General features: G+C 70.3%; 28 protein-coding genes and 1 pseudogene. 25 read left to right on the forward strand and 4 right to left on the reverse strand.

The window, feature by feature from the left end:
• Nucleotides 1-31 precede the first annotated feature (31 nt).
• From rpsE to truA, 14 genes are all read left to right on the forward strand, one after another.
• Nucleotides 32-637 carry a 30S ribosomal protein S5 gene (gene rpsE / locus IF04_RS0126210; RefSeq protein WP_030262835.1) on the forward strand — a complete coding sequence of 202 codons (606 nt, stop codon included), beginning with the start codon at nucleotides 32-34 and terminating at the stop codon, nucleotides 635-637.
• On the forward strand, nucleotides 634-813 hold the full coding sequence (rpmD, locus tag IF04_RS0126215; RefSeq protein ID WP_030262838.1) for a 50S ribosomal protein L30: 180 nt from the start codon (nucleotides 634-636) through the stop codon (nucleotides 811-813). Before rpsE ends, rpmD begins: the two co-directional genes overlap by 4 nt.
• 1 nt (nucleotide 814) lies before the next feature.
• The gene (rplO, locus tag IF04_RS0126220) at nucleotides 815-1270 is read left to right on the forward strand and encodes a 50S ribosomal protein L15 (RefSeq protein ID WP_030262840.1); all 456 of its coding nucleotides are present in this window, start codon (nucleotides 815-817) and stop codon (nucleotides 1268-1270) included.
• A 283-nt stretch (nucleotides 1271-1553) separates the two neighbouring features.
• Nucleotides 1554-2867: a preprotein translocase subunit SecY gene (gene secY, locus IF04_RS0126225; RefSeq protein ID WP_030262844.1), complete on the forward strand. Its 1314-nt coding sequence runs from the start codon at nucleotides 1554-1556 to the stop codon at nucleotides 2865-2867.
• Entirely contained in the window at nucleotides 2867-3523 is a 657-nt protein-coding gene (locus tag IF04_RS0126230) for an adenylate kinase (protein WP_030262847.1), read from the forward strand. The genes secY and IF04_RS0126230 overlap by 1 nt, the downstream gene beginning before the upstream one ends.
• A gap of 161 nt (nucleotides 3524-3684) precedes the next feature.
• A complete protein-coding gene (gene map / locus IF04_RS0126235; protein WP_030262850.1) occupies nucleotides 3685-4521 on the forward strand; it encodes a type I methionyl aminopeptidase in 837 nt (278 codons plus the stop codon).
• 162 nt (nucleotides 4522-4683) lie between these two features.
• Entirely contained in the window at nucleotides 4684-4905 is a 222-nt protein-coding gene (gene infA / locus IF04_RS0126240; protein ID WP_030262853.1) for a translation initiation factor IF-1, read from the forward strand.
• A 57-nt stretch (nucleotides 4906-4962) separates the two neighbouring features.
• Nucleotides 4963-5076, forward strand: a complete 114-nt coding sequence (gene rpmJ / locus IF04_RS0126245) for a 50S ribosomal protein L36 (protein WP_003956441.1) — start codon at nucleotides 4963-4965, stop codon at nucleotides 5074-5076.
• Between the two features lie 199 nt (nucleotides 5077-5275).
• Nucleotides 5276-5656, forward strand: a complete 381-nt coding sequence (gene rpsM / locus IF04_RS0126250; protein WP_030262856.1) for a 30S ribosomal protein S13 — start codon at nucleotides 5276-5278, stop codon at nucleotides 5654-5656.
• 63 nt (nucleotides 5657-5719) lie between these two features.
• Entirely contained in the window at nucleotides 5720-6124 is a 405-nt protein-coding gene (gene rpsK / locus IF04_RS0126255) for a 30S ribosomal protein S11 (RefSeq protein ID WP_004571845.1), read from the forward strand.
• A gap of 26 nt (nucleotides 6125-6150) precedes the next feature.
• Entirely contained in the window at nucleotides 6151-6777 is a 627-nt protein-coding gene (gene rpsD, locus IF04_RS0126260; RefSeq protein WP_030262860.1) for a 30S ribosomal protein S4, read from the forward strand.
• Nucleotides 6778-6883: 106 nt separating this feature from the next.
• The gene (locus IF04_RS0126265; RefSeq protein ID WP_003956430.1) at nucleotides 6884-7906 is read left to right on the forward strand and encodes a DNA-directed RNA polymerase subunit alpha; all 1023 of its coding nucleotides are present in this window, start codon (nucleotides 6884-6886) and stop codon (nucleotides 7904-7906) included.
• A 187-nt stretch (nucleotides 7907-8093) separates the two neighbouring features.
• Nucleotides 8094-8561 (forward strand): 50S ribosomal protein L17, encoded by a 468-nt coding sequence (gene rplQ / locus IF04_RS0126270; protein ID WP_030262863.1) that lies wholly within the window; start codon nucleotides 8094-8096, stop codon nucleotides 8559-8561.
• Nucleotides 8562-8636: 75 nt separating this feature from the next.
• Complete coding sequence (truA, locus tag IF04_RS0126275) at nucleotides 8637-9497, forward strand: tRNA pseudouridine(38-40) synthase TruA (RefSeq protein ID WP_030262866.1); 861 nt, start codon at nucleotides 8637-8639, stop codon at nucleotides 9495-9497.
• 59 nt (nucleotides 9498-9556) lie between these two features.
• Here truA and IF04_RS0126280 read toward each other — a convergent pair whose 3' ends face one another.
• Nucleotides 9557-10402, reverse strand: a complete 846-nt coding sequence (locus tag IF04_RS0126280; protein ID WP_030262871.1) for a hypothetical protein — start codon at nucleotides 10400-10402, stop codon at nucleotides 9557-9559.
• Between the two features lie 102 nt (nucleotides 10403-10504).
• Between IF04_RS0126280 and IF04_RS0126285 the strand changes: the two are divergent.
• The 5 genes and pseudogenes from IF04_RS0126285 to glmM form a co-directional block, all read left to right on the forward strand.
• Nucleotides 10505-11977 (forward strand): annotated as a pseudogene (locus IF04_RS0126285) (ATP-binding cassette domain-containing protein); the annotation flags it as partial.
• Between the two features lie 227 nt (nucleotides 11978-12204).
• Complete coding sequence (locus IF04_RS0126290) at nucleotides 12205-13389, forward strand: glycosyltransferase family 87 protein (protein WP_051831578.1); 1185 nt, start codon at nucleotides 12205-12207, stop codon at nucleotides 13387-13389.
• Nucleotides 13390-13591: 202 nt separating this feature from the next.
• The gene (gene rplM, locus IF04_RS0126295; RefSeq protein WP_030262884.1) at nucleotides 13592-14035 is read left to right on the forward strand and encodes a 50S ribosomal protein L13; all 444 of its coding nucleotides are present in this window, start codon (nucleotides 13592-13594) and stop codon (nucleotides 14033-14035) included.
• A 43-nt stretch (nucleotides 14036-14078) separates the two neighbouring features.
• Entirely contained in the window at nucleotides 14079-14582 is a 504-nt protein-coding gene (rpsI, locus tag IF04_RS0126300; RefSeq protein ID WP_030262889.1) for a 30S ribosomal protein S9, read from the forward strand.
• 172 nt (nucleotides 14583-14754) lie between these two features.
• Entirely contained in the window at nucleotides 14755-16113 is a 1359-nt protein-coding gene (gene glmM / locus IF04_RS0126305) for a phosphoglucosamine mutase (RefSeq protein ID WP_030262893.1), read from the forward strand.
• A gap of 87 nt (nucleotides 16114-16200) precedes the next feature.
• Here the strand turns inward: glmM and IF04_RS0126310 are convergent, their stop codons facing one another.
• Together IF04_RS0126310 and coaA are read right to left on the reverse strand one after the other, a co-directional pair.
• Nucleotides 16201-17148, reverse strand: coding sequence for a DUF389 domain-containing protein (locus IF04_RS0126310; RefSeq protein WP_030262896.1), 948 nt, complete (start codon nucleotides 17146-17148; stop codon nucleotides 16201-16203).
• A gap of 23 nt (nucleotides 17149-17171) precedes the next feature.
• Complete coding sequence (gene coaA / locus IF04_RS0126315) at nucleotides 17172-18161, reverse strand: type I pantothenate kinase (RefSeq protein ID WP_030262900.1); 990 nt, start codon at nucleotides 18159-18161, stop codon at nucleotides 17172-17174.
• 192 nt (nucleotides 18162-18353) lie between these two features.
• On the opposite strand from coaA, the gene IF04_RS0126320 reads away from it, so the two are divergent.
• The 3 genes from IF04_RS0126320 to IF04_RS0126330 are packed head-to-tail and all read left to right on the forward strand — an operon-like array spanning nucleotide 18354 to nucleotide 20869.
• On the forward strand, nucleotides 18354-18608 hold the full coding sequence (locus IF04_RS0126320) for a hypothetical protein (protein WP_051831586.1): 255 nt from the start codon (nucleotides 18354-18356) through the stop codon (nucleotides 18606-18608).
• A 48-nt stretch (nucleotides 18609-18656) separates the two neighbouring features.
• A complete protein-coding gene (glmS, locus tag IF04_RS0126325; RefSeq protein WP_030262906.1) occupies nucleotides 18657-20504 on the forward strand; it encodes a glutamine--fructose-6-phosphate transaminase (isomerizing) in 1848 nt (615 codons plus the stop codon).
• Complete coding sequence (locus IF04_RS0126330) at nucleotides 20501-20869, forward strand: holo-ACP synthase (RefSeq protein WP_030262910.1); 369 nt, start codon at nucleotides 20501-20503, stop codon at nucleotides 20867-20869. Before glmS ends, IF04_RS0126330 begins: the two co-directional genes overlap by 4 nt.
• A 49-nt stretch (nucleotides 20870-20918) precedes the next feature.
• Here IF04_RS0126330 and IF04_RS0126335 read toward each other — a convergent pair whose 3' ends face one another.
• Nucleotides 20919-22337, reverse strand: a complete 1419-nt coding sequence (locus IF04_RS0126335; protein ID WP_030262912.1) for a bifunctional ADP-dependent NAD(P)H-hydrate dehydratase/NAD(P)H-hydrate epimerase — start codon at nucleotides 22335-22337, stop codon at nucleotides 20919-20921.
• 162 nt (nucleotides 22338-22499) lie between these two features.
• Between IF04_RS0126335 and IF04_RS0126340 the strand changes: the two genes are divergently transcribed.
• From IF04_RS0126340 to IF04_RS0126350, 3 genes are read left to right on the forward strand one after another with little or no spacing between them, the layout of a single operon-like run.
• Nucleotides 22500-23477, forward strand: coding sequence for a L,D-transpeptidase family protein (locus tag IF04_RS0126340; protein WP_030262914.1), 978 nt, complete (start codon nucleotides 22500-22502; stop codon nucleotides 23475-23477).
• Between the two features lie 57 nt (nucleotides 23478-23534).
• Complete coding sequence (alr, locus tag IF04_RS0126345) at nucleotides 23535-24713, forward strand: alanine racemase (protein WP_030262917.1); 1179 nt, start codon at nucleotides 23535-23537, stop codon at nucleotides 24711-24713.
• Entirely contained in the window at nucleotides 24710-25951 is a 1242-nt protein-coding gene (locus IF04_RS0126350) for an alpha/beta fold hydrolase (protein ID WP_030262920.1), read from the forward strand. The genes alr and IF04_RS0126350 overlap by 4 nt, the downstream gene beginning before the upstream one ends.
• The last annotated feature ends 160 nt before the right edge of the window (nucleotides 25952-26111 follow it).

Genomic DNA, 26111 nt, shown 5'->3' on the forward strand with positions numbered 1-26111 from the left:
CTAGCGGACGTAACAGAGAGAGGTAATTCCAATGGCTGGACCCCAGCGCCGCGGTGGCGGCGCCGGTGGCGGCGAGCGGCGGGACCGTAAGGACCGGCGGGACGGCGGCGCAGCTGCCGAAAAGACCGCCTACGTCGAGCGTGTTGTCGCCATCAACCGTGTCGCCAAGGTTGTGAAGGGTGGTCGTCGCTTCAGCTTCACCGCGCTGGTCGTGGTGGGCGACGGTGACGGCACCGTGGGTGTCGGTTACGGCAAGGCCAAGGAGGTGCCGGCCGCCATCGCCAAGGGTGTTGAGGAGGCCAAGAAGCACTTCTTCAAGGTCCCCCGTATCGCCGGCACCATCCCGCACCCCATCCAGGGCGAGAAGGCCGCGGGCGTCGTCCTGCTCAAGCCTGCTTCCCCCGGTACCGGTGTGATCGCCGGTGGCCCGGTGCGCGCCGTGCTCGAGTGCGCCGGCATCCACGACGTGCTGAGCAAGTCGCTCGGTTCGTCGAACCCGATCAACATCGTGCACGCCACGGTGACCGCGCTTCAGGGCCTTCAGCGCCCCGAGGAGATCGCGGCCCGTCGTGGCCTGCCGCTGGAGGACGTTGCTCCCGCCGCTCTGCTGCGGGCGCGTGCCGGGGTGAATGCGTGATGCGCATCAAGATCACCCAGACGAAGTCCATCATCGGCAGCAAGCAGAACCACCGCGACACGCTCCGTTCGCTCGGCCTCAAGCGCGTGAACGACAGCGTCGAGCGGGAGGCCCGTCCCGAGGTCGTCGGCATGGTGCACACCGTGCGTCACCTCGTGAAGGTCGAGGAGGTCTGACATGGCGGAGAACAACCCGCTGAAGGTCCACAACCTCCGTCCTGCCCCGGGCGCCAAGACCGCCAAGACCCGTGTGGGTCGTGGTGAGGCGTCCAAGGGTAAGACCGCTGGTCGTGGTACCAAGGGCACGAAGGCCCGTTACCAGGTTCCGGAGCGCTTCGAGGGTGGGCAGATGCCCCTCCACATGCGTCTCCCGAAGCTGAAGGGCTTCAAGAACCCCGCCCACAAGCAGTTCCAGGTGGTGAACCTGGAGAAGCTGGCCGCGCTGTACCCCGAGGGTGGCGAGGTCACGGTGGCCGACCTGGTCGCCAAGGGCGCGGTGCGCAACAACGAGCTCGTCAAGGTCCTGGGCCAGGGCGAGATCTCCGTGGCGCTGACGGTGACGGTTGACGCCGTTTCCGGCTCCGCCAAGGAAAAGATCGCCGCCGCCGGCGGCAGCGTCACCGAGCTGCTCTGACACCTCTCTGACGCCGCTCCGACGCGAGTGAATCAACTGACCGGGGATGCCCACGAATTGGGGCATCCCCGGTTGGTCGTTCCAAGGGGGGCATGGTCGCCGGTAAGGTGGCGTGCACTATTGCTGTACTTTCGCCGGGGGCTGCCGCATCAGGTGACTGATGGGGCGGACCGCGGAGATTACGCCGCGCGGCCGGGGGCCGCGCGGTTTTCGGCCGCTCAGTATTCGTAGATCCTCAAGACCGTCACCTCTCGCCCACGAGGCGGGGGGCGCAGGAGGCACCGTGCTCACCGCGTTCGCCCGAGCGTTCAAGACGCCCGACCTGCGCAAGAAGCTGCTGTTCACGCTGGGCATCGTGCTGGTCTATCGGCTCGGGGCGCACGTACCGGTTCCTGGAGTGAACTACTCCAACGTCGAAACCTGCATGAAGCAGGCCGGCTCCGGTAGTGGGCTTTTCGGCCTGGTGAACATGTTCAGCGGCGGTGCGCTGCTCAAGATCACACTCTTCGCGCTCGGGATCATGCCGTACATCACGGCGAGCATCATCCTTCAGCTGCTCACCGTGGTGATCCCACGGCTGGAGGCCCTGAAGAAGGAGGGGCAGTCCGGGCAGGCGAAGATCACGCAGTACACCCGGTACCTCACCGTGGCGCTCGCGATCCTGCAGGGCACCGGCCTGGTGGCCACGGCCCGCAGTGGATCGCTCTTCAGCACGTGCACCCTGCGCAACGAAATCATTCCCGACCCGGCCATCTTCACGACCATCACGATGGTCATCTGCATGACCGCCGGCACCGGCGTGGTCATGTGGCTGGGTGAGCTCATCACGGACCGCGGCATCGGCAACGGAATGTCGATCCTGATGTTCATCTCGATCGCCTCCGGCTTCCCGGCCGCGCTGTGGCAGATCAAGGTCTCCGGCAAGCTCGCCGACGGCTGGATCGAATTCGGCTCCGTGATCGCCATCGGACTCGTGATGATCGCGCTGGTGGTCTTCGTCGAACAGGCCCAGCGCCGTATCCCCGTGCAGTACGCCAAGCGGATGATCGGACGTCGTTCCTACGGCGGAACGTCCACCTATATCCCGCTCAAGGTGAACCAGGCAGGTGTGATTCCTGTCATTTTCGCGTCGTCGCTGCTCTACATCCCTGCGCTCATCGCGCAGTTCAGCGGCTCGAAGGCAGGCTGGGCCACGTGGCTTCAGACACACTTCCAGCGTGGAGATGGGCCGGTTTACATCGTTACGTACTTCCTGCTGATCGTCTTCTTCGCCTTCTTCTACGTCGCCATCTCCTTCAACCCCGAAGAAGTTGCCGACAACATGAAGAAGTATGGTGGCTTCATCCCGGGTATCCGGGCTGGTCGCCCGACGGCCGAGTACCTCAGCTACGTGCTCAACCGGATCACGTGGCCGGGCTCGCTGTATCTGGGTCTCATCGCGCTGGTGCCAACCGTGGCTCTGGTGCTCTTCAACGCGGACCAGAACTTCCCGTTCGGCGGGACGAGCATCCTGATCATCGTGGGTGTGGGTCTGGAGACCGTGAAGCAGATCGAGAGCCAGCTTCAGCAGCGTAACTACGAAGGGTTCCTCCGCTGATGCGAATCGTCCTCGTCGGTCCTCCTGGGGCAGGCAAGGGTACGCAGGCTGCGTACCTCGCCGAGAACCTCGCGATCCCGCACATCTCCACGGGCGACCTGTTCCGCGCCAACATCAGCCAGGGCACGCCCCTCGGGCTTGAGGCCAAGTCGTACATGGACGCGGGGAACCTGGTGCCCGACGAGGTCACCATCGGGATGGCACGCGACCGGATGAACCAGCCCGACGCCGCGAACGGCTTCCTGCTGGACGGCTTCCCGCGGAACGTCTCGCAGGCGGAGGCGCTGGACGAGGCCCTCAAGGACGACAGCGTGCAGCTGGACGCGGTCCTGGACCTGGAGGTCCCCGAGGACGAGGTGGTCAAGCGCATCGCCGGCCGCCGCATCTGCCGCAAGGACTCCGGCCATGTCTTCCACGTGGCCTACAACCCGCCGAAGCAGGAGGGCGTCTGCGACGTCTGCGGCGGCGAGCTGTACCAGCGCGACGACGACCGCGAGGACACCGTCCGCAACCGGCTCGAGGTCTACCACACGCAGACCGAGCCGATCATCGACTACTACCGCGCGCAGGGTCTGGTGACCACCATCTCCGCGATGGGCAAGGTCCAGGACGTCACCGCGCGCGCGATGGCGGCGCTGGACCGCGAGGCCGCGTAACGGCTCACGCGCTCTCCGAATACGGCCGTGGTCCCCGGCAGGGGACCACGGCCGCGTTGCGTCCAGGTACCGTGGTCACGGCAACCATTAATTGAGGAACCACGACGGCGATCGGCCACCTCCGCGAGAGCGGCGGCGGTTCAGCCGCAAAGGAAGGGCCCATGGTGGAGATCAAGACTCCCGAGCAGATCGCGAAAATGCGCGAGGCGGGGCTGGTCGTCGCCGCGATCCACGCCGCCACGCGCGAGGCGGCGGTGCCCGGCGCCACCACCAAGGACCTGGACGACGCCGCGCGCAAGGTGCTGGCCGAGCACGGCGCCAAGTCGAACTTCCTCGGGTACGGCGGCTTCCCCGCGACGATCTGCACGTCGGTGAACGACGTGGTCGTGCACGGCATCCCGTCCGCGGACACCGTCCTGCAGGACGGCGACATCATCTCCATCGACTGCGGCGCGATCGTGGACGGCTGGCACGGTGACGCGGCGTACACGGCCTTCGTGGGCTCCGGTCACTCCGCAGAGCTGGTCGAGCTCAGCCGGGTGACCGAGGAGTCGATGTGGGCCGGCATCGCCGCGGTCCGCAAGGGCAACCGCCTGGTGGACATCTCCAAGGCGATCGAGGGCTACATCCGCCGGCAGCCGCGCCCGTCCACCGGTAAGTACGGCATCGTCGAGGACTACGGCGGCCACGGCATCGGATCGCAGATGCACATGGACCCGCACCTGCTGAACTACGTCGACCGCAAGCGCGGCCGCGGCCCGAAGCTGGTCCCCGGCTTCTGCATCGCCATCGAGCCGATGGTCAACCTCGGCACGGCCAAGACCCACGTCCTCGAGGACGACTGGACCGTGAAGTCCAATGACGGCGGCTGGTCCTCGCACTGGGAGCACTCGGTCGCGCTGACCGAGCAGGGCCCCCTGGTCCTGACCGCCCCCGACGGCGGCAAGGCCAAGCTCGCCGAGTACGGCATTGAGACTGCTCCCGATCCCCTGGCGTAACGATCTACGGGGCTGGGCAATAATCGTGGATTCGTCTTTTCGTGTGCGCTGACGTAGACTGACGCGTCGGATCTCGTGCATCCGTATGCCTGCGTCCCCGGACGTGGGGATCGGGTGAATTATACGAGAGCTGATCAAGGTAGCCGATTCGAAGGGCGAAGCGTGGCCAAGAAGCAAGGTGCCATCGAGATCGAGGGCACCGTGATCGAGTCCCTCCCGAACGCGATGTTCAAGGTGGAGCTTCAGAACGGTCACCAGGTCCTCGCGCACATCAGCGGCAAGATGCGGATGCACTACATCCGTATCCTCCCGGATGACCGGGTCGTGGTGGAGCTCTCTCCGTACGACCTGACGCGTGGACGGATCGTCTACCGCTACAAGTAGATCTTGCCGCTGCCCCTCCCGTGGGGCGTACGGCACTGACCCGGAGAACCTCACCCCATGAAGGTCAAGCCGAGCGTCAAGAAGATCTGCGACAAGTGCAAGGTGATCCGCCGCCACGGCCGGGTCATGGTCATCTGCGACAACCTGCGCCACAAGCAGCGCCAGGGCTGACGCACGACCTGCACTTCCGCAGTTCTTCGCGCGACGCAAGCACATACGTACATACGCAGAGCCCGTCGGGCCGTAATGGCTGACGACACCTCCGGCGGGGGCCGGGGACCCAGGTCGTACCACTGCTTCTCACGCAGGAGCGGTCGGCGGCTGGGAGCGGCTCTGTGGCAGACCCCCGAATCAACACAGGAGCCATTCGATGGCACGCGTTTCAGGTGTTGACATCCCGCGCGAAAAGCGCGTGGAGGTCGCCCTCACCTACGTCTTCGGCATCGGCCGCACGCTGGCGAAGCAGACCCTCGCCGCTGCCGGTGTCGACCCGAACACCCGCGTTCGTGACCTTCCCGAAGAGGACCTGGTCAAGATCCGCGAGTACGTGGACGCCAATCTCCAGACCGAGGGTGACCTCCGTCGCGAGATCCAGGCCGACATCCGCCGCAAGGTCGAGATCGGCTGCTACCAGGGCCTGCGCCACCGTCGTGGCCTGCCCGTCCACGGCCAGCGCACCAGCACGAACGCTCGTACCCGCAAGGGCCCGCGTCGCGCGATCGCCGGCAAGAAGAAGCCGGGCAAGAAGTAGTCCTCAGCGGACGCTTATCAGCGGTCTTCGCTGTAGGACCGACCACCTCCACGGGAGTAATGAATGCCTCCGAAGGGCCGTACGGCCGGCGCCAAGAAGGTGCGCCGCAAGGAGAAGAAGAACGTCGCCCACGGGCACGCTCACATCAAGAGCACGTTCAACAACACGATCGTTTCGATCACCGACCCCACCGGCAACGTGATTTCCTGGGCTTCGGCCGGTCACGTGGGCTTCAAGGGTTCGCGTAAGTCGACTCCGTTCGCCGCGCAGATGGCCGCCGAGTCGGCCGCGCGTCGCGCGCAGGAGCACGGCATGCGCAAGGTCGACGTCTTCGTCAAGGGTCCCGGCTCCGGCCGTGAGACCGCGATCCGCTCCCTCCAGGCCACCGGCCTCGAGGTCGGCTCGATCCAGGACGTCACCCCGACCCCGCACAACGGCTGCCGCCCGCCCAAGCGCCGCCGCGTCTGACCAGCTGAAGTAGGAGACACAAGAATATGGCGCGTTACACCGGGGCCGACTGCAAGCGTTGCCGTCGGGAGAAGCAGAAGCTCTTCCTCAAGGGGAGCAAGTGCGAGAGCGCGAAGTGCCCGATCGAGATCCGTCCTTACCCCCCGGGTGAGCACGGTCGCGGGCGCACCAAGGACAGCGAGTACCTGCTGCAGCTTCGTGAGAAGCAGAAGTGCAGCCGTATCTACGGTGTCCTGGAGAAGCAGTTCCTCGGGTACTACAAGGAGGCGAACCAGAAGACCGGCAAGACCGGTGAGAACCTTCTGCGCATCCTTGAGTCCCGTCTGGACAACGTGGTCTACCGTGCGGGCTTCGCGAAGTCCCGCGACCACGCCCGTCAGCTGGTCCGTCACGGACACATCAACGTGAACGGCCGCAAGACCGACATCCCGTCGGCTCGCGTGTCCGTGAACGACATCATCGAGGTCCGCGAGAAGTCTCGGAACATGACCCCCTTCCAGGTGGCTCAGGCCGAGGCCGGCGAGAAGACCGTTCCCGCGTGGCTCGAGGCCATCCCCTCGAAGCTGCGGGTCCTCGTGCACTCGCTGCCCGAGCGCCAGGTGATCGACACCCAGGTGCAGGAGCAGCTGATCGTCGAGCTCTACTCCAAGTAAGAGCTTGCGGTCACGGGCGGTACGGCACTTTTGGGCCGTACCGCCCGTACCCTTGTAGTACAGCGGGCGTCAAATAGCGGGCGTCCACGACTGAAGGATCAAAAACATGCTGATCGCTCAGCGCCCCTCGTTGACCGAAGAGGTCGTCGACGAGTACCGCTCCCGGTTCGTGATCGAGCCGCTGGAGCCGGGCTTCGGTTACACCCTCGGCAACTCCCTGCGTCGTACGCTCCTCTCCTCGATTCCGGGTGCGGCGGTCACGTCCATCCGCATCGACGGTGTCCTGCACGAGTTCACCACCGTGCCGGGCGTCAAGGAGGACGTCACCGACCTCATCCTGAACATCAAGCAGCTGGTCGTCTCCTCGGAGCACGACGAGCCGGTCGTGATGTACCTGCGCAAGCAGGGCCCCGGCCTGGTCACCGCTGCCGACATCGCGCCCCCGGCCGGTGTCGAGGTGCACAACCCGGACCTGGTCCTCGCCACGCTGAACGGCAAGGGCAAGCTGGAGATGGAGCTGACCGTCGAGCGCGGTCGCGGCTACGTCTCCGCCGTCCAGAACAAGCAGGTGGGCCAGGAGATCGGCCGGATCCCGGTCGACTCCATCTACTCGCCGGTTCTCAAGGTCACCTACAAGGTCGAGGCGACCCGAGTCGAGCAGCGCACCGACTTCGACAAGCTGATCGTCGACGTCGAGACCAAGCAGGCCATGCGCCCGCGTGACGCCATGGCGTCCGCCGGTAAGACCCTGGTCGAGCTGTTCGGTCTGGCCCGCGAGCTCAACATCGACGCCGAGGGCATCGACATGGGCCCGTCCCCCACGGACGCCGCCCTGGCCGCCGACCTGGCGCTGCCGATCGAGGAGCTGGAGCTCACCGTTCGGTCGTACAACTGCCTCAAGCGCGAGGGCATCCACTCGGTGGGTGAGCTCGTCGCCCGCTCCGAGGCGGACCTGCTCGACATCCGCAACTTCGGTGCGAAGTCGATCGACGAGGTCAAGGCGAAGCTGGCCGGCATGGGCTTGGCGCTGAAGGACTCGCCTCCCGGCTTCGACCCGACCGCTGCCGCTGACGCCTTTGGCGCCGATGATGACGCGGATGCGGGTTTCGTCGAGACCGAGCAGTACTAAGAGCTCGGGCCTGACGGCCTGATTTTGACTGCCGGCCCGCTGTGGCTGGTCGCGCCCACGCGGCAGAGCCGCAGATCAACACCTTCCCGCGCCCCTTCGGGGGCGCGGGTCTCCGACGGGCGACCGCCCGCTCGGATACTGACCCCGGTACCTGATACGGCTGGGGCAGACACAGAGGAGAAACACCATGCCGCGTCCCGCCAAGGGTGCCCGTCTGGGCGGCAGCGCCGCGCACGAGCGTCTGCTGCTCGCGAACCTCGCGAAGTCGCTGTTCGAGCACGGCCGCATCACCACGACCGAGGCCAAGGCCCGCCGCCTGCGCCCCGTCGCGGAGAAGCTGATCACCAAGGCGAAGAAGGGCGACATCCACAACCGTCGCCTGGTGCTGGCCACGATCACGGACAAGAGCATCGTGCACACGCTGTTCACCGAGATCGCGCCGCGCTACGCCGAGCGTCCGGGTGGCTACACCCGTATCACCAAGATCGGCAACCGTCGTGGCGACAACGCCCCGATGGCTGTGATCGAGCTGGTCGAGGGTGAGATCGCCAAGAAGGCGACCGTCGCCGAGGCCGAGGCCGCCGCCAAGCGCGCGGTCAAGGAGGCCGACGAGGCCGCCGCCGAGGCGCCGGCTGAGGAGTCCAAGGACGCCTGAGCCTGCTGAAGGCTGGTCGAGCGGGCCCGTTCCCCTTCGGGGGAGCGGGCCCGTTCCGCTTGAGAGGATGGTCGTGTGAGTGAGGACAACGACGGGCCGGCGCCCGGGTACGTGCGGGTGCGGCTGGATCTTTCCTATGACGGGAAGGACTTCTCGGGGTGGGCCAAGCAGCGGGAGCGGCGGACGGTCCAGCAGGAGATCGAGGACGCGCTGCGGACCGTGACGCGGGCGCAGGAGACGTACGAGCTGACCGTGGCGGGGCGGACGGACGCGGGCGTGCACGCCCGCGGCCAGGTGGCCCATGTCGACCTGCCGCAGGAGCTGTGGGCCGAGCACGGTGACAAGCTGCGGCGGCGGCTCGCCGGGCGGCTGCCGAAGGACGTACGGATCTGGCGGGTGGCCGAGGCCCCGGCCGGGTTCAACGCCCGGTTCTCGGCGATCTGGCGCCGGTACGCGTACCGGGTCACCGACCACCCCGGCGGCGTCGACCCGCTGCTGCGCGGGCACGTGCTGTGGCACGACTGGGACCTGGACGTCGCCGCGATGAACGAGGCGTCGAAGCCGCTGCTGGGCGAGCACGACTTCGCGGCGTACTGCAAGCGGCGCGAGGGCGCGACGACCATTCGCACGCTCCAGGAGCTGAGCTGGGAGCGGGACGCGGACGGGATCATCACGGCGACCGTGAAGGCGGACGCGTTCTGCCACAACATGGTGCGGTCGCTGGTGGGCGCGCTGCTGTTCGTCGGCGACGGGCACCGGCCCGTGGAGTGGCCGGGCAAGGTGCTCGCGGCGGGCGTGCGGGACTCGGCGGTGCACGTCGTACGGCCACACGGGCTGACGCTGGAGGAGGTCGGCTACCCGGCCGACGAGCTGCTCGCGGCCCGCAACAAGGAAGCGCGGAACAAGCGGACCCTGCCGGGCGCGGGCTGCTGCTGAGAGCGCGGGCGGGGTGCTGCTGAGGCCGGGGGCGGGGCGTGCGCCCCGCCCCCGCCGGCTCAGTTCTTGAGCTGCTTCTTGGCCGCCGCGTCGGCCTGATCGCGGCCGTGCTGCATGATCCGGTTCCAGGCGTACGCGGCGCCGTCCCGGCTCGCCTGGAGGGCCTTGGTCTCGCTGGTGGTGACGGGCGTGCCGTTGAGGTAGCCGGCGATCGTGAAGTACGCGTACCGGCCGGCCGCGTTCGCCGAGGTCCGGCAGTCGGTGCCCTGGCAGAACGGGGCGACCTTGCCGCCGGCGAGCGCCGCGAGGTTGGGCTTGTACTCGTTCTTCACCGCGGCCGCCGCGGCCTTGCTGTCGAACCGGGCGATGCCGACGGTGACCGCCACGCCGTCGCGGGAGAAGGTGGCGCGCAGCAGCTTCTCGCAGCCGTGCTTCGTCAGGATCGCGCCGAGGCCGCCCTGCGCGACGCTCGCGCAGCTTCCGGTGGCGCTGGTGGTGGCCTTCGGGTAGGTGCGGCCGCCGGCCGTCAGCTGCTTCTCGGGGAAGAGCGAGTCCGTGGTGAGCGGCGCGGTGTCCTTCTTGGGGTCGGTGATGTAGTCCACCGGGTCCGGCGGCGGCGGGACGTTCACGTCGGAGAAGGTGGGCTTGGGCTCGGCCGGCTTGTTGGGGAGCTTCTCGGGGGAGGGCAGGGCCGGTTTGTTGCTGCCGCCATTGCTGGTGATCACGGCGGTGGCGACGATGCCGGCCACCGCGAGGGTGGCCAGGACGCCACCGCCGACCATCAGCAGCCGCTTGCGTCTTCCCTTTGCCTCGCTCTGCTCCGCCAGCGCGGCCCAGTCCGGTGTGGACGAAGCGGACGGACCCGAACCCCCGGGGCCGTACGGCCCTCCTTGCCCAAAGCTCATGGCGCGAATCCTAGTGCTCACCCGTGACAAGGCCGAGGCCAGTGCCGGGCGGCCCGGGAAACCCGTTTGGCCCACGGGCGCCGGGGGGCCGAGAATTCGCGCATGGGACATGTGGACGCCGGACATCTGGAGTACTACCTGCCGGACGGGCGGGTCCTGCTGGGGGACGTGTCCTTCCGCGTCGGGGAAGGCGCCACGGTCGCGCTGGTCGGGGCGAACGGCGCGGGCAAGACGACGCTGCTGAAGCTGATCGCGGGGGAGCTGCAGCCGCACGGCGGGGCGGTGACGGTCAGCGGCGGGCTCGGGGTGATGCCGCAGTTCGTGGGCTCGGTGCGGGACGACCGGACGGTGCGGGACCTGCTGGTGTCGGTGTCGCAGCCGCGGCTGCGGGCCGCCGCGAAGGCCGTGGACGAGGCCGAGCACGCGATCATGACCGTGGACGACGAGGCCGCGCAGATGGCGTACGCACAGGCGCTCAGCGACTGGGCCGAGGCGCGCGGGTACGAGGCCGAGACGGTCTGGGACATGTGCACGATGGCCGCGCTCGGCGTCCCGTACGAGAAGGCGCAGTGGCGGCAAGTGCGCACGCTCTCCGGCGGTGAGCAGAAGCGGCTGGTCCTGGAGTCGCTGCTGCGCGGCACGGACGAGGTGCTGCTGCTGGACGAGCCGGACAACTATCTGGACGTGCCGGGAAAGCGCTGGCTGGAGGAGCGGCTGCGGGAAACGAAGAAGACGGTCCTCTTCGTCTCGCACGACCGGGAGCTGCTGGCGCGCTCCGCGGAGAAGATCGTCAGCGTGGAGCCGGGCCCTGCGGGCAGCGACGTCTGGGTGCACGGCGGCGGCTTCGCCACGTACCACGAGGCGCGCAAGGAGCGCTTCGCGCGCTTCGAGGAGCTGCGGCGGCGTTGGGACGAGAAGCACGAGCAGCTCAAGAAGCTGGTCCGGAATCTGCGCCAGGCCGCGGAGAACAGCCATGAGATGGCCTCGCGCTATCACGCGGCCCAGACGCGGCTGAAGAAGTTCGAGGAGGCCGGGCCGCCGCCAGAGCCGCCGCGCGAGCAGGACATCACGATGCGGCTGCACGGCGGCCGGACCGGCGTACGTGCCGTGACCTGCGAGAACCTTGAGCTGACGGGCCTGATGAAGCCCTTCTCGCTGGAGATCTTCTACGGCGAGCGAGTCGCGGTCCTCGGCTCGAACGGCTCGGGCAAGTCCCACTTCCTGCGGCTGCTGGCGGGGGAGGACGTCGCGCACACGGGCACGTGGAAGCTCGGCGCCCGCGTCGTACCGGGCCACTTCGCGCAGACCCACGCCCACCCGGAGCTGGAGGGCCGCACCCTCCTCGACATTCTCTGGACGGAACACGCCAAGGACCGCGGCAAGGCGATGAGCGCCCTGCGCCGGTACGAACTCAGCCTCCAGGCCGAGCAGCGCTTCGACCGCCTCTCCGGCGGCCAGCAGGCCCGCTTCCAGATTCTGCTGCTGGAGCTGTCCGGCACGACCGCGCTGCTGCTCGACGAGCCGACCGACAACCTCGATCTGGAGTCGGCGGAGGCGCTGCAGGCGGGGCTGGAGCAGGTAGCCAGCAGGCCCGGGGGGTCTGGGGGCGTCCCCCGGAAGGAGGGGTCAGATCCTGCTGCTGGAGCTGTCCGGCACGACCGCGCTGCTGCTCGACGAGCCGACCGACAACCTCGATCTGGAGTCGGCGGAGGCGCTGCAGGCGGGGCTGGAGTCCGAGCCGGTGTGGGACGAGCGTCGTGTCGAGCGGGAGCGGTAGGCCGGGCGGCTTCTAGTCTGGCCGCGTGACGGCGGACGAAGCGGGGCAATCACCCCGGGTGGCGTGGCTGCTGCGGCCCGCTACCTGGCCGCTGCGGGCCGTTGCCGCCGGGCTGATGGCCGTCGTGGTCTGGGCGACCGTGCGGCGGGGTGGGCACCTCGGGATGGACAACGCCTTCGCGGTGAAAGCGGCGCGGGCGCTGCTCGATGGTGGCGCTCCGTACGCCGACAAGCGGTTTCTTTACCTGCCGGGCGCGGTGCTCGCGGCCGTGCCCGAGGCGCTGCTGCCGCAGGGCTGGATGGCATGGCTCGTACCGGCCGTCGGCGTCGGGCTCGTCCTGCTGGGCTGGTGGCTGAGTCTGCGGATCTTCGGGGTCGGGGCGGGCAGCAGGTTGGCGGCGCTGGCCGTGGCCGCGCTGCCGTTCTTCCAGCCGTTCCGCAACCTCGTCACGCTCGGGAACTGGACGCTGGCCTCGGTGGTGGCACTGCCGCTGGCGCTGCTGCTGGCCCGCCGGGGCAGGTGGGTGGCGGCCGGCGCGGTGATCGGGTCGGCGCTGGCGGTCAAGCCGATGCTCGTGCCCGTGCTGCTGCTCTTCGTCTTCGCGCGGCGGTGGCGGGCGCTGGCCGCGGCGCTTGGCGTGCCCCTCCTGGTATCGCTGCTCGCCGCGATCGTGATGCCGCGGCCCGGGATGTTCCTCACCCGCACGCTGCCCTTCCTGCTGCGCGGGCAGGACGTCTTCGCGCGGCCGTACGACGCCTCGCTCGGCGCGGTCCTGGCCCGGCTCGGCCTGCCGGAGCCGGTGGCCTTCGGGGTGGCCGTGCTCGCGGCCGCTGCCGGGGTGGCCTGCGCGTATCTGCGCTGGCGACGCGGCGACGCGGGGCCGCTGCGGCTCGTCGAGACGGCCGCGATGCTGCTGCTCGCGGCCTTCCTCGTGTCCCGGCCGTCCTTCGACCACTACCTGCTGGTGGTGCTGGGGCCGCTGCTGGCCTCCGTCGTCGTGCCCGGCTCCGTGCCCCGTACGGTGTGGTTCTGGGCCGCTCTCGTGCCGCAGGTCGCCGGGCTGGACTGGCCGTATCTGGAGGACGTCAGGAGGCGCGCCTTCAAGGACGCGGTGATGCTGTGGACGCTCGCCGCCGTGGTCGCCTGCGCCTGTCTGCGCCGCCCCGGCGGCGATGGCGAGGATCGCACCTCCGTACGGGGCGCGTTTTGACCCGCCTGGGGGAGGCCCGGTATTCTGCCAGTTCGTTATGCGTATTGGCTTGCTCTATCTCACGTGAGGGGCCCTTACGCCGGTCCACCGGGCCGATGACCGACGGCAGGCAATGGGTTGCGTCACCCGGAGCCGCCCGTGTCGGTTTATCGGCCGAGGTGACCCTGTACAGGTCCCATCACTTAGAAGCGAAGGCTAAAACGTGCGTACGTTCAGCCCCAAGCCCGGCGATGTCCAGCGCCAGTGGCACATCATTGACGCGCAGGACGTTGTCCTGGGCCGTCTGGCGACTCAGGCAGCTTCCCTCCTCCGGGGCAAGCACAAGCCGGTTTACGCCCCTCACGTCGACACCGGTGACTTCGTCATCATCATCAACGCCGACAAGGTGCACCTGTCCGGCAACAAGCGGTCGCAGAAGATGGCGTACCGCCACTCCGGCTTCCCGGGTGGTCTGCGCTCCGTCCGCTACGACGAGCTGCTCGACAAGAACCCCGAGAAGGCTGTCGAGAAGGCCATCAAGGGCATGCTCCCGAAGAACACCCTGGGCCGCCAGATGCTCTCGAAGCTGAAGGTCTACGCGGGCGCCGAGCACCCGCACGCTGCTCAGCAGCCGGTCCCGTTCGAGATCACCCAGGTCGCGCAGTAAGTCCGGCCACACCCCCTAAGACGAAGAGAATCTGAGGAGCATCGTGGCTGAGACCACCGCCGAGACCCCGCTCGAGGTCGAGGAGTACACCACCGAGACCGAGGCGCCGCTGGAGGGTGAGTACACCTCCGAGTCCCTCGCCTCCCGCTTCGGTGACCCGCAGCCGGCCGCCGGCCTGGGCCGCCGCAAGAACGCCATCGCCCGCGTCCGGATCATCCCGGGCACCGGCCAGTGGAAGATCAACGGCCGCACCCTCGAGGGTTACTTCCCGAACAAGGTGCACCAGCAGGAAGTCAACGAGCCCTTCAAGGTGCTCGAGCTCGACAACCGCTACGACGTTGTCGCCCGCATCTCCGGTGGCGGCATCTCCGGCCAGGCCGGCGCGCTGCGCCTGGGCGTGGCCCGTGCGCTGAACGAGGCGGACGTCGAGAACAACCGTGGCCCGCTGAAGAAGGCCGGCTTCCTGAAGCGCGACGACCGTGCGGTCGAGCGCAAGAAGTCCGGTCTGAAGAAGGCCCGCAAGGCGCCGCAGTACAGCAAGCGCTAATCACGCTCGCTGCCTCGTGTGCAGCTTTCGCGCTTCGCGCGCAGCTTGGCGAACGCCCCGGGGGCACTTTCCGTGCCGCCGGGGCGTTCGGCTATCCGGGACCAGATAGGCGTATACCTGTACATAACGGTCATAACAGTCTGGTCCAAGCTCATGAACTCGGAGGACACCAGTGGGACGACTCTTCGGCACGGACGGGGTGCGCGGCGTCGCCAATGCGGATCTGACGGCAGAGCTCGCGCTCGGGCTGTCGGTCGCTGCGGCGCATGTGCTGGCAGAAGCCGGCACATTTGAAGACCACCGGCCGGTGGCCGTGGTCGGGCGCGATCCGCGGGCCTCGGGGGAGTTCCTGGAGTCCGCCGTGGTGGCGGGGCTGGCCAGCGCGGGTGTGGACGTGCTGCGGGTGGGCGTGCTGCCGACCCCGGCGGTGGCGTACCTCACCGGCGCGCTCGGCGCGGACCTGGGCGTGATGCTCTCCGCGAGCCACAACCCGATGCCCGACAACGGCATCAAGTTCTTCGCGCGCGGCGGGCACAAGCTCGCCGACGAGCTGGAGGACCGGATCGAGAGCATGTACCGCGGGCACGCCTCCGGCCGGCCGTGGGACCGGCCGACCGGCGCGGGCGTGGGCCGGGTCAGGGACTACGCCGAGGGCTTCGACAACTACGTCGCGCACCTGGTCGGCGTGCTGCCGAACCGCCTGGACGGGCTGAAGGTCGTCATCGACGGGGCACACGGCGCGGCCGCGCGGGTCTCCCCGGAGGCGTTCGCGCGGGCCGGCGCCGAGGTCGTCACGATCGGTACCGACCCCGACGGCCTGAACATCAACGACGGCTGCGGCTCCACGCACCTGGAGAAGCTGCGCGCCGCGGTCGTCGAGCACGGCGCGGACCTGGGCGTCGCACACGACGGCGACGCGGACCGCTGCCTGGCCGTGGACGCGGCGGGCAACGAGGTCGACGGCGACCAGATCCTCGCCGTCCTCGCGCTGGGCATGCGCGACGCGGGCACCCTGCGGCAGAACACCGTCGTCGCCACGGTCATGTCCAACCTGGGCTTCAAGCTGGCGCTGGAGCGCGAGGGCATCGAGCTCGTGCGCACCGCGGTCGGCGACCGGTACGTCCTGGAGGAGATGAAGGCCCAGGGCTTCGCGCTGGGCGGCGAGCAGTCCGGGCACGTCATCGTGCTGGACCACGCCACGACCGGCGACGGCACGCTGACCGGCCTGATGCTGGCGGCGCGGGTCGCGGCGACGGGCCGGTCGCTGGCCGAGCTGGCGGGCGTCATGGAGCGGCTGCCGCAGGTCCTGATCAACGTCCCCGACGTGGACAAGTCCCGCGTGACCACCTCCGCCGAGCTGTCGGCCGCGGTGACCGACGCGGAGCGCGAACTGGGCGCGACCGGCCGGGTACTGCTGCGGTCCTCCGGTACGGAGCCGCTGGTCCGCGTCATGGTGGAGGCCGCCGACCTGGAGCAGGCGAAGGCCGTGGCCGGCCGGCTGGCCGATGTCGTGAAGTCGGCCTTGGGCTGACGAGCAGCCGGTTTTCCGGCGCGCACGCGTGGACGGACGTCCGTGAACTCCGCGCGTGCCGCGCCGTGGCGCCTGCGGCGAGCGTCCTCAAACGCCGGACGGGCTGGATTTTGCCTGGCGCTGGCGCCCCCACAAGTACTTCTGGGTCGCCAGCGTCAGCGTGCCCGCGACGACGATGCCCGCCAGGTTCAGCAGGAGCTGGCCGCTGGAGCCCCAGGTCTGGGCGTAGTCGCCGTACAGGAAGGCGACGGCGGCGTTCGAGGCGGCCGGGACGGTCGTCACGGAGATCGCGACGCCGACCAGGGCGCCGGACTTGGCCGAGGTCAGGGACAGGGTGCCCGCGATGCCGGCGAGGAGCGCCACCACGAAGGACATCAGGTCCGGCTGCCAGATGAAGGACGTGTTGGGCCGGTCCGCCTCGAACTTGTCGTAGGTGAAGAGGTCCATCGCGTCCATCAGGTAGCTGAAGCCCACGGTCAGGATCATCGCCACCGCGAACCCGGCGACCAGCGCCACCAGTGACCGCCACGCGAGGCGCGGCGCGCGCTGGACCACCGCCGTGCAGATCCCGGCCAGCGGCCCGAACTCCGGGCCGACCGCCATCGCGCCCACGATGAGGATCGCGTTGTCCAGTACGACACCGCACGCCGCGATCATCGTCGCCAGCGTCAGGAACGCGATGTAGGTGACGGTGAGCGTCGACTCCTCGTGCGTGGCGTCGCTCAGCTGTTCCCACAGGACCGCGTCCGCGCCCTCGCCCGGCGCGTCCTCCTCGGCCTGGACCGCGCGCTGGGACAGCGAGAGGTCGATGTGCTCGACGGCGATCGACCCGCAGTCGTCGATGCCGCGCTCGCGCAGTTCGCGCAGCAGCCCGTCGCCGGCCTCGCGCGCCACATCGCAGGTGATCACGTCCCCGGCGGGGCTGCGGGCCGCGCCGGCCAGTACCACCAGATGGGCGGTGCCGACCGTCTTCTCCAGCAGCGCCACCACCTCGTCCGTACGGTCCGCCGGGACGATGAGTCGCAGATGCAGCACAGCAGAGTCCTCGAAGTTCTCGTTCAGAGTTTGCGCAGCGACAGGCGCTGCACCTTGTGGTCGGGTCCCTTGCGGAGCACGAGGTTCGCGCGCCCGCGCGTGGGGGCCACATTCTGCTGCAGATTGGGCTTGTTGATGGTGCGCCAGTTCATCCGGGCGTACTCCAGCGCCTCTTCCTCGGAGACCTGGGCGTACTTGCGGAAGTACGAGAACGGGTTCTGGAACGCGGTCTCGCGCAGCTTGCGGAACCGGCCGAGGTACCACTGCTCGATGTCCTCGGTGCGGGCGTCCACGTACACCGAGAAGTCGAAGAAGTCGGCGAGGCCGAGGCGGGTGCGGCCGTCCTTGCCGGGCAGCGCGGGCTGCAGCACGTTCAGGCCCTCGACGATGAGGATGTCGGGGCGGTGCACGGTCAGCCGCTCGCCGGGGACGATGTCGTAGATCAGGTGGGAGTAGACCGGTGCGGTGACCTCGGCCTTGCCGGACTTCACGTCCGCCACGAAGCGGGTCAGGGCGCGCCGGTCGTAGGACTCGGGGAAGCCCTTCCTGGACATCAGGCCGCGCCGGTGCAGTTCGGCGTTGGGCAGCAGGAAGCCGTCGGTGGTCACCAGCTCGACGCGGGGGTGGTCGGGCCAGCGGGCCAGCAGCGCCTGGAGAAGGCGGGCCGTGGTGGACTTGCCGACCGCGACGCTGCCCGCCACGCCGATCACGAACGGCGTGCCCTCCTGGGCGCCGTGCCCCTTCTGGTCGCCCAGGAAGGTGTTCAGCGCGCCGCGCAGATTGCTGGTGGCGCCGAAGTAGAGGTTCAGCAGCCGGGAGAGCGGCAGGTAGACGTCGCGTACCTCGTCCAGGTCGATGACGTCGCCCAGGCCGCGCAGCCGCTCGACCTCTTCGGCGCTCAGCGGGAGCGGGGTCTTCTCGCGCAGGGCGCTCCACTCCGCGCGGGTCATGTCGACGTACGGCGTGGCGTCGGCGCGGCGTCGTTGCTGCGGCTGCTCTGTCGTCATGGGCACGCCGCCCATTGTCCGCAGCCGCCCGCCACCGCTCATCCCGGGGTGGCGTTGCGGAGCAACCCGAACGGCTGCGCGACCGTCCTCCTGGGGGACGGAATACCCATGTCTATACCAATCACGTATTCCTCGGTAACGTCCGGCGGTGGGGGAACGCGTCAATTTCTGCGTCGCGAGAAATGGGGGGTGGGCACGGTGACACGCCTGCTCGATTACGTACGGCAGCGCCGGCTGAGAGCCGGTGCGGAGACGGCGGCGGCCCCGGAATCCGGCGGCCACGCCGGCCTGGTCCACAGCGAACTGGCCGCCGAACTCCCCGACGAGGACCTGGGGGAGGAGCTGACGGATTGCCTGGTCCTGTACGAGATGGGCAGCAAACCGCGCTGTGAGGAGGTGGAATTCCTCGAACTGGTCCAGGAGGCCATCGACCGGATCGAGAGCGGGCATTGACCCGTACGGTACCCAGGTAATGATCTCCGCGCGCCGTAGGCTGCCTTCATGTGCGGAATTGTGGGATACGTGGGCGGGCAGTCGGCCCTTGACGTCGTACTGGCCGGACTGAAGCGGCTGGAGTACCGCGGCTACGACTCGGCGGGTGTCGCGGTGCTGGCCGACGGCGGCCTGGCGGCGGCGAAGAAGGCCGGCAAGCTCGCCAATCTGGACAAGGAGCTGGCGGCGCGCCCGCTGCCGGCCGGCAGCACGGGGATCGGGCACACCCGGTGGGCCACGCACGGCGGCCCCACCGACGTCAACGCCCATCCGCACCTGGACAACTCCGGGCGGGTCTCGGTCGTGCACAACGGCATCATCGAGAACTTCGCCGCGCTGCGCGCCGAACTGACCGACCGGGGCCACGAGCTGGCCTCCGAGACGGACACCGAGGTGGTCGCGCACCTCCTGGCGGAGTCCTTCTCCTCCTGCGGGGACCTTGCCGAATCGATGCGGCAGGTCTGCCGCCGGCTGGAGGGCGCCTTCACCCTCGTGGCCGTGCACGCCGACGCGCCGGACGTGGTGGTCGGCGCGCGCCGGAACTCCCCGCTGGTCGTCGGCCTCGGCGACGACGAGGCGTTCCTCGCCTCCGACGTGGCCGCCTTCATCGCGCACACCCGCGAGGCCGTCGAGCTGGGCCAGGACCAGGTCGTCGAGGTGCGCCGGAACGGCGTCCAGGTCACCGACTTCGAGGGCCGCCCGGCCGAGGTGCGCCCGTACCACGTGGACTGGGACGCCTCGGCCGCCGAGAAGGGCGGCTACGACTACTTCATGCTCAAGGAGATCGCCGAGCAGCCGAAGGCGGTCGCGGACACCCTCCTGGGGCGCATCGGCGCGGACGGGCGGCTCTCGCTCGACGAGGTGCGCATCCCGGACGCGGTGCTGCGGGAGGCGCAGAAGGTCGTCATCGTGGCGTGCGGCACGGCCTTCCACGCCGGGCTGATCGCCAAGTACGCCATCGAGCACTGGACGCGCATCCCGTGCGAGGTCGAGCTGGCGAGCGAGTTCCGCTACCGCGACCCGATCCTGGACCACCGCACGCTCGTCATCGCCATCTCCCAGTCCGGCGAGACCATGGACACCCTGATGGCGCTGCGGCACGCCCGCGAGCAGGGCGCGAAGGTCCTCGCCATCTGCAACACCAACGGCTCGACCATCCCGCGCGAGTCCGACGCGGTGCTCTACACGCATGCCGGGCCCGAGGTCGCCGTCGCCTCCACGAAGGCGTTCCTCACCCAGCTCGTCGCCTGTTACCTGGTCGCGCTGTACCTGGGGCAGGTGCGCGGCACGAAGTGGGGCGACGAGATCCAGGCCGTGGTGAAGGAGCTGGCCGAGATCGGCACCCAGGTGGAGGAAGTGCTGGGCACGATGGAGCCGGTACGGGAGCTGGCCCGCGGCCTCGCGGACAAGAACACCGTGCTCTTCCTCGGCCGCCACGTGGGCCATCCGGTGGCCCTGGAGGGCGCGCTGAAGCTCAAGGAGCTGGCGTACATGCACGCCGAGGGATTCGCGGCCGGTGAGCTGAAGCACGGGCCGATCGCGCTGATCGAGGAGGATCTGCCGGTGGTGGTGATCGTGCCGTCGCCGCGCGGGCGCTCCGTCCTGCACGACAAGATCGTCTCCAACATCCAGGAGATCCGGGCCCGCGGCGCCCGCACCATCGTCATCGCCGAGGAGGGCGACGAGACGGTCGTGCCGTACGCCGACCACCTCGTCCGTATCCCCGTGACGCCGACGCTCCTGCAGCCGTTGGTGGCCACCGTCCCCCTCCAGGTCTTCGCCTGCGAGCTGGCCACGGCGCGCGGCAACGAGGTCGACCAGCCGCGCAACCTCGCCAAGTCGGTGACCGTCGAATGATCATCGGGGTGGGGATCGACGTCGCCGAGATCGACCGGTTCGCCGCGGCGCTGGAGCGTACGCCCCAGATGCTGGACCGGCTCTTCGTCGACAGCGAGCGCTATCTGCCCGGCGGCGAGCCGCGCGGCGTCGCCTCCCTCGCGGCCCGGTTCGCCGCGAAGGAGGCGCTGGCCAAGGCGCTGGGCGCGCCGCGCGGCCTGCACTGGACGGACGCCGAGGTGTACGTCGAGGAGAGCGGACAGCCCCGCCTCCGGGTGTGGGGCACGGTGGCCGCGGCCGCGCAGGAACGGGGCGTCCAGTCCTGGCACGTCTCGCTCAGCCATGACGCGGGGGTGGCTTCGGCGGTGGTGATCGCTGAGGGGTGACCGCGAAAATCAAGCCTGTCCGGCGTTTGAGGACACGCCCGAAGGGCGTCTAGGCGGCCACGGACAGCCACGTTCCCGGCAGGGCTGCGGCGACGTCGCAGGCGGTCAGTGGCGTGCCCGTGGACGCCGCCTGCCGGGCCGCCAGGCCATGCAGATACGCGCCCGCCGACGCCGCGTCCAGCGGCGCCAGCCCGGTGGCCAGCAGGGAACCGGCCAGGCCCGAGAGCACGTCGCCGCTGCCGGCCGTGGCCAGCCAGCCGGTGCCGGTGGGGTTGACGCGGACGGTGGCGCCCTCGGGGGCGGCGATCAGCGTCGAGGAGCCCTTGAGCAGCACCGTCGCGCCGTATCGGGAGGCCAGCTCCCGTACCGCGTGCAGCCGGGCCGACTCCACCTCCTCGCGCGCCGCCCCCAGCAGGGCCGCGGCCTCGCCGGCGTGCGGGGTGAGCAGCGTCGGCGCCGTACGGGCGCGCAGCCGCGCCGGGTCCAGGTAGCGCAGCCCGTCCGCGTCCACGAGTACGGGCACGTCGGACGCCAGTACGTCGGCCATGGCCTCCTCGTTGTCGCCCAGGCCGGGGCCGATCACCCAGGCCTGCACCCGCCCCGCCTTCGAGGGCGGGCCCGCGTGCACCAGCGTCTCCGGGTGCGCGGCGATCACCGCGTCGCCGCCGGGGCCCACGTACCGGACCGCGCCCGCGCCGCCGCGCAGCGCGCCCGACACCGCCAGTACCGCGGCGCCCGGATAGCGCGCCGAGCCCGCGACCACGCCGACCACGCCGCGCCGGTACTTGTCGCTGTCCGCCGAGGGGAGGGGCAGCAGATCCGCCACGTCCGCGTGCTGCAGCGCCTCCACGTCCGGGTCCGGCAGCTCCAGGCCGATGTCCACCAGCCGCAGCGCGCCCACGTACTCGCGCGCCGGGTCGATCAGCAGCCCCGGCTTGTACGCGCCGAACGTCACCGTCGCGTCCGCCCGTACGGCCGTACCGGCCACCTCTCCGGTGTCCGCGTTCACGCCGCTCGGCAGGTCCACCGCGAGCACGGTCCTGCCGCGCGCCGCCTCGGCCAGCTCCGCCGCCTCCGGGCGCAGCCCGCCCTTGCCGCCGATGCCCACGATGCCGTCCACAACGAGGTCGGCGCGGGCGATGTCGGCCCGTGGGTCGGCCGACACCCGGCCGCCCGCCGCCCGGAGGGCTGCCAGACCGCCCTGGTGCGCCCGCTCCGGGGCCAGCAGCACCGCGCGTACCCCGGCGCCCCGGCGGGCCAGCCGGGCGCCCGCGTACAGGGCGTCACCGCCGTTGTCCCCGCTGCCCACCAGCAGCACCACCCGGGACCCGTACACCCGCCCCAGGAGGTCCGCACAGGCCACCGCCAGGCCCGCGGCGGCCCGCTGCATCAGGGCCCCGGCCGGCAGCCGCGCCATCAGGTCCCGCTCCGCCGCCCGCACCTTCTCCACGCTGTAAGCAGTCCTCATGCCCCCAGTCTCACCCGCCGGGGCGCGGCAACGCCTCGTCCGGGTGGCGCGCGGCGCCGCGCGCCAGGGGCACCGGCCGCCCGGCCGAAGAATCCGACCCACCAGGGCGAACCTGGCCGTGCCCCGGTGGCCCGCCGCCGCCCGCGCGGGACAGATGAACGTATGAACCGCAACCTCGTGGGCCTGCTGGCCGCGGCCACCGGCACCGCCACGCTGCTGACGCTCGCCGCCGTTCCCGGGACCGCCGTCGACGGCCCGGCGCCGCCGAGCCCGCAACGCCCCGGACCGATCGCCGAGTCCGACCTCGTACCGGGCATCGCCGACACGCCCGACGGCGGGCCGCCGAAGGACACGCCCGACCAGGCGCAGGCGCCGGACATGACGGCGCGCGCCGAGGAGGAACCACCGCCCGGCCGCGCGCCGGACCCCGAGGGCGACGCCCTGGTGGAGTACGTACCGCCCGCCGAGGTGCTCCAGGGCGCCCCGGGCGGCGCGGTGGCCCCCGCGTCCGCCCCCATGGCGCCGCAGGCCTGCTCCACCTCCACCGGCCCCTACCAGCGGCAGGTGGAGCGCTACCTGAAGCTCAAGGTGGACGGCAAGCAGTCGCCGGAGGACTGCAAGGTCATCCGCGCCTTCCAGGAGAAGCACGGCATCATCCCGGCCAACGGCTTCACCGGCCCGGTGACCGGGGGCGTCGTCCGGCTCGCCGAGGCGAAGGCGAACCCGAACGCCGAGAAGCGCTGCCCCGTGCCGCGGATGCGCAAGAAGGGCGAGCACTGGGCGCCGCGCGTGGCCTGCGTCGATCTGGCCCGCCAGATCATGTGGGTACAGAACCACGACGAGGTCATCTTCGGCCCGGCCCCCGTCCGCACCGGCCGCAAGGGCTACCCGACCCGCACCGGCACCCACCGCGTCTACTGGAAGCACCGCGACCACTTCTCCACGATCTACCACTCGCCCATGCCGTTCAGTCAGTTCTTCGACGGCGGGCAGGCATTCCACGGCATCACCGCCAACATCTACAGCCCGCCCGGCTCGTACGGCTGCGTGAACCTGCGGAAGCGGCATGCGGAGAAGCTGTGGAACATGCTCAGGAACGGCGACAGCGTCTTCGTATGGGGCAAAAAACCGGGCACGTGACGCCCCCACGAGGCGGTCGACAGCTGCGCCGGAGCGGGGCCTGAGACACTGAAGGCGATGACTGAGAGAGCAACGCGCGCCCGGGCCGCCATCGACCTCACCGCCCTGAGGTCGAATGTGCGCGCCCTCAAGGCGCGTGCTTCAGGTGCGCAGCTGATGGCCGTGGTGAAGTCGGACGGCTACGGCCACGGCGCGCTGCAGTGCGCCGCGGCGGCCCGCGAGGCGGGCGCCGAGTGGCTGGGCACCGCGCTCCCCGAGGAGGCGTTCCAGCTGCGCGAGGCGGGCGACACCGGCCGCCTCATGGCGTGGCTGTGGACGCCGGGCGGCCCCTGGCGGAAGGCCGTCATGCTGGACATCGACGTGTCCGTGAGCGGCCTGTGGGCGCTGCACGAGGTCTCCCACGCCGCGCACTCCACCGGCCGCACCGCCCGGGTCCAGCTCAAGATCGACACGGGCCTGGGGCGCAACGGCTGCCAGCCGGCCGAATGGGCCGAGCTCACCGCGGCCGCCCGGGACGCCGAGCGGGACGGCCTGATCAAGGTCACCGGCGTCTGGTCGCACTTCGCGTGCGCCGACGAGCCCGGCCACCCCTCGATCGCCGCCCAGCTCGCCGTCTTCCGCGACGCGCTCGCGACGGCGGAGGCGGCGGGCCTCACGCCCGAGGTCCGGCACATCTGCAACACCCCGGGCCTGCTCACCCTCCCCGACGCGCACTTCGACCTGGTACGCGCCGGTATCGGCATCTACGGCATCTCGCCGAGCCCCGAGGTCGGCACGCCCGCCGACTTCGGGCTGCGGCCCGTCATGACGCTCTCCGCCTCGCTCGCGTCGGTCAAGCACGTACCGGGCGGCCACGGCGTCTCGTACGGGCACCACTACACGACGCCCGGCGACACCACCCTCGCGCTGATCCCGCTGGGCTACGCCGACGGCGTCCCGCGGCACGCCTCCGGCGTCGGCCCGGTGCTGGTCGCCGGCAAGTGGCGGACGATCGCCGGCCGGGTCGCGATGGACCAGTTCGTGGTCGACCTGGGCGGGGAATCAGCCACGGTGGGGGACGAGGCGGTGCTCTTCGGGCCGGGCGACCGGGGCGAGCCGACGGCCGAGGACTGGGCGCAGGCCACGGGAACCATCGCGTACGAGATCGTCACGCGGATCGGAAGCCGGGTGCCGCGCGTCTATGTCGACGAGCACGGAAATGTCCCTGAGCACGACAGAACGGGGGACGGGACATGAGTGAGGGCACACAGGGGGTACCGGACGTGGCGGGGGCCGCGGCCGGAGCGGCGGAGACCGTGAGCAGCTGGGCCCGGGCGGGCCGGCACGCGGGCTTCGCGGGCGCCGCGATCGGCGTGGTCGCCGCGGGCGCGGCCGCCGGGGTGGCGCTGGAGCGGCTGACGGTCGGCCGGGGCGTGCGCCGCAAGGCGCGGATGGCGCTGGACTCGGCGGGCCCCTACGGGTCGCTGCGCGGCACACCGGGGACGGCGTACGGGGACGACGGCACCGCGCTGTACTACGAGGTCGACGAAGTCGACGACCGGCCGGACGGAGAGGGCCAGGGGGCCCGCCGCAAGCGCCTGCTGGGGGCCCTGGGGCGACGCTCCGCGGCCCCCACCGTCGTCTTCTGCCACGGGTACTGCCTCACCCAGGACGCCTGGCACTTCCAGCGGGCCGCGCTGCGCGGCAGAGTCCGTACGGTCCACTGGGACCAGCGCAGCCACGGCCGCTCGGCCCGCGGCCACGCACAGATCGAGGGCACCGATCCGGTCACCATCGACATGCTGGGCCGGGACCTGAAGGCGGTACTGGACGCCGCGGTCCCCGAGGGGCCGATCGTGCTGGTCGGGCACTCCATGGGCGGCATGACGGTGATGGCGCTCGCGGACCAGTTCCCGGAGTACGTCGCCGAGCGCGTGGTGGGCGTGGGGCTGATCGGCACGTCGGCCGGCCGGCTGAGCGAGGTCGCCTTCGGGCTGCCGTCGCTGGGCGTGAAGGCGTTCCACCGCTTCGCGCCCGGCGTGCTGAAGGCGCTGGGCGCGCAGAGCGAGCTGGTCGAGAAGGGCCGCCGGGCCACCGCCGACCTCTTCGCGGGCCTGGTGAAGCGGTACTCCTTCGGCGCGCCGAAGGACGTGGACCCCGGCGTCGCCCGCTTCGCCGAACGCCTCATCGAAGCGACACCTATCGACGTCGTCGCGGAGTTCTTCCCGGCGTTCGCGGTGCACGACAAGACGGGCGCGCTGGCGGCGTACGACGGCGTACCGGCCCTCGTCCTGGCCGGCGACCGCGACCTGATCACGCCCGCGGAGCACAGCCACACGATCGGCGAACTCCTGCCGGCCGCGGAACTGGTCTGTGTCCCGGACGCCGGCCACCTGGTCATGCTGGAACACCCGGAACTGGTCAACGACCGCCTGACGTCCCTGGTGGAACGCGCGGTCGCCGAGGCCCGGAGCCGGCGGCCGGCCCGGGCCTGAGGAGGAAGCCGACACGGCGGGCGCTGCGCTTACTGGTGCAGCCCCGCATCCCCCCACCTCGGGGGTTACCCAGGGGTGGGGCAGCGCGCACGTGGCCGCGGGGTGGTGCACCCGAAAGAGGGGCCGGGCCACGGTGGCGCGCGGTGGGGGTGGGGGCTCG

The sequence above is a fragment of the Streptomyces violens genome (assembly GCF_000717745.1).
GTDB classification, from domain to species: Bacteria; Actinomycetota; Actinomycetes; order Streptomycetales; family Streptomycetaceae; genus Streptomyces; species Streptomyces violens.

What these genes read in the sequence shown, in the direction of transcription:
- IF04_RS0126280 (WP_030262871.1), bottom strand. Translation starts at nt 10,402, where the DNA reads ATGAGCTTTGGGCAAGGAGGGCCGTACGGCCCCGGGGGTTCGGGTCCG.
- IF04_RS0126330 (WP_030262910.1), top strand. Translation starts at nt 20,501, where the DNA reads ATGATCATCGGGGTGGGGATCGACGTCGCCGAGATCGACCGGTTCGCC.
- IF04_RS0126230 (WP_030262847.1), top strand. Translation starts at nt 2,867, where the DNA reads ATGCGAATCGTCCTCGTCGGTCCTCCTGGGGCAGGCAAGGGTACGCAG.
- rpsE (WP_030262835.1), top strand. Translation starts at nt 32, where the DNA reads ATGGCTGGACCCCAGCGCCGCGGTGGCGGCGCCGGTGGCGGCGAGCGG.
- IF04_RS0126340 (WP_030262914.1), top strand. Translation starts at nt 22,500, where the DNA reads ATGAACCGCAACCTCGTGGGCCTGCTGGCCGCGGCCACCGGCACCGCC.
- rpsK (WP_004571845.1), top strand. Translation starts at nt 5,720, where the DNA reads ATGCCTCCGAAGGGCCGTACGGCCGGCGCCAAGAAGGTGCGCCGCAAG.
- IF04_RS0126335 (WP_030262912.1), bottom strand. Translation starts at nt 22,337, where the DNA reads ATGAGGACTGCTTACAGCGTGGAGAAGGTGCGGGCGGCGGAGCGGGAC.
- rpsD (WP_030262860.1), top strand. Translation starts at nt 6,151, where the DNA reads ATGGCGCGTTACACCGGGGCCGACTGCAAGCGTTGCCGTCGGGAGAAG.
- IF04_RS0126350 (WP_030262920.1), top strand. Translation starts at nt 24,710, where the DNA reads ATGAGTGAGGGCACACAGGGGGTACCGGACGTGGCGGGGGCCGCGGCC.
- rpmJ (WP_003956441.1), top strand. Translation starts at nt 4,963, where the DNA reads ATGAAGGTCAAGCCGAGCGTCAAGAAGATCTGCGACAAGTGCAAGGTG.
- glmS (WP_030262906.1), top strand. Translation starts at nt 18,657, where the DNA reads ATGTGCGGAATTGTGGGATACGTGGGCGGGCAGTCGGCCCTTGACGTC.
- map (WP_030262850.1), top strand. Translation starts at nt 3,685, where the DNA reads ATGGTGGAGATCAAGACTCCCGAGCAGATCGCGAAAATGCGCGAGGCG.
- rpsM (WP_030262856.1), top strand. Translation starts at nt 5,276, where the DNA reads ATGGCACGCGTTTCAGGTGTTGACATCCCGCGCGAAAAGCGCGTGGAG.
- alr (WP_030262917.1), top strand. Translation starts at nt 23,535, where the DNA reads ATGACTGAGAGAGCAACGCGCGCCCGGGCCGCCATCGACCTCACCGCC.
- rplQ (WP_030262863.1), top strand. Translation starts at nt 8,094, where the DNA reads ATGCCGCGTCCCGCCAAGGGTGCCCGTCTGGGCGGCAGCGCCGCGCAC.
- IF04_RS0126265 (WP_003956430.1), top strand. Translation starts at nt 6,884, where the DNA reads ATGCTGATCGCTCAGCGCCCCTCGTTGACCGAAGAGGTCGTCGACGAG.
- rplO (WP_030262840.1), top strand. Translation starts at nt 815, where the DNA reads ATGGCGGAGAACAACCCGCTGAAGGTCCACAACCTCCGTCCTGCCCCG.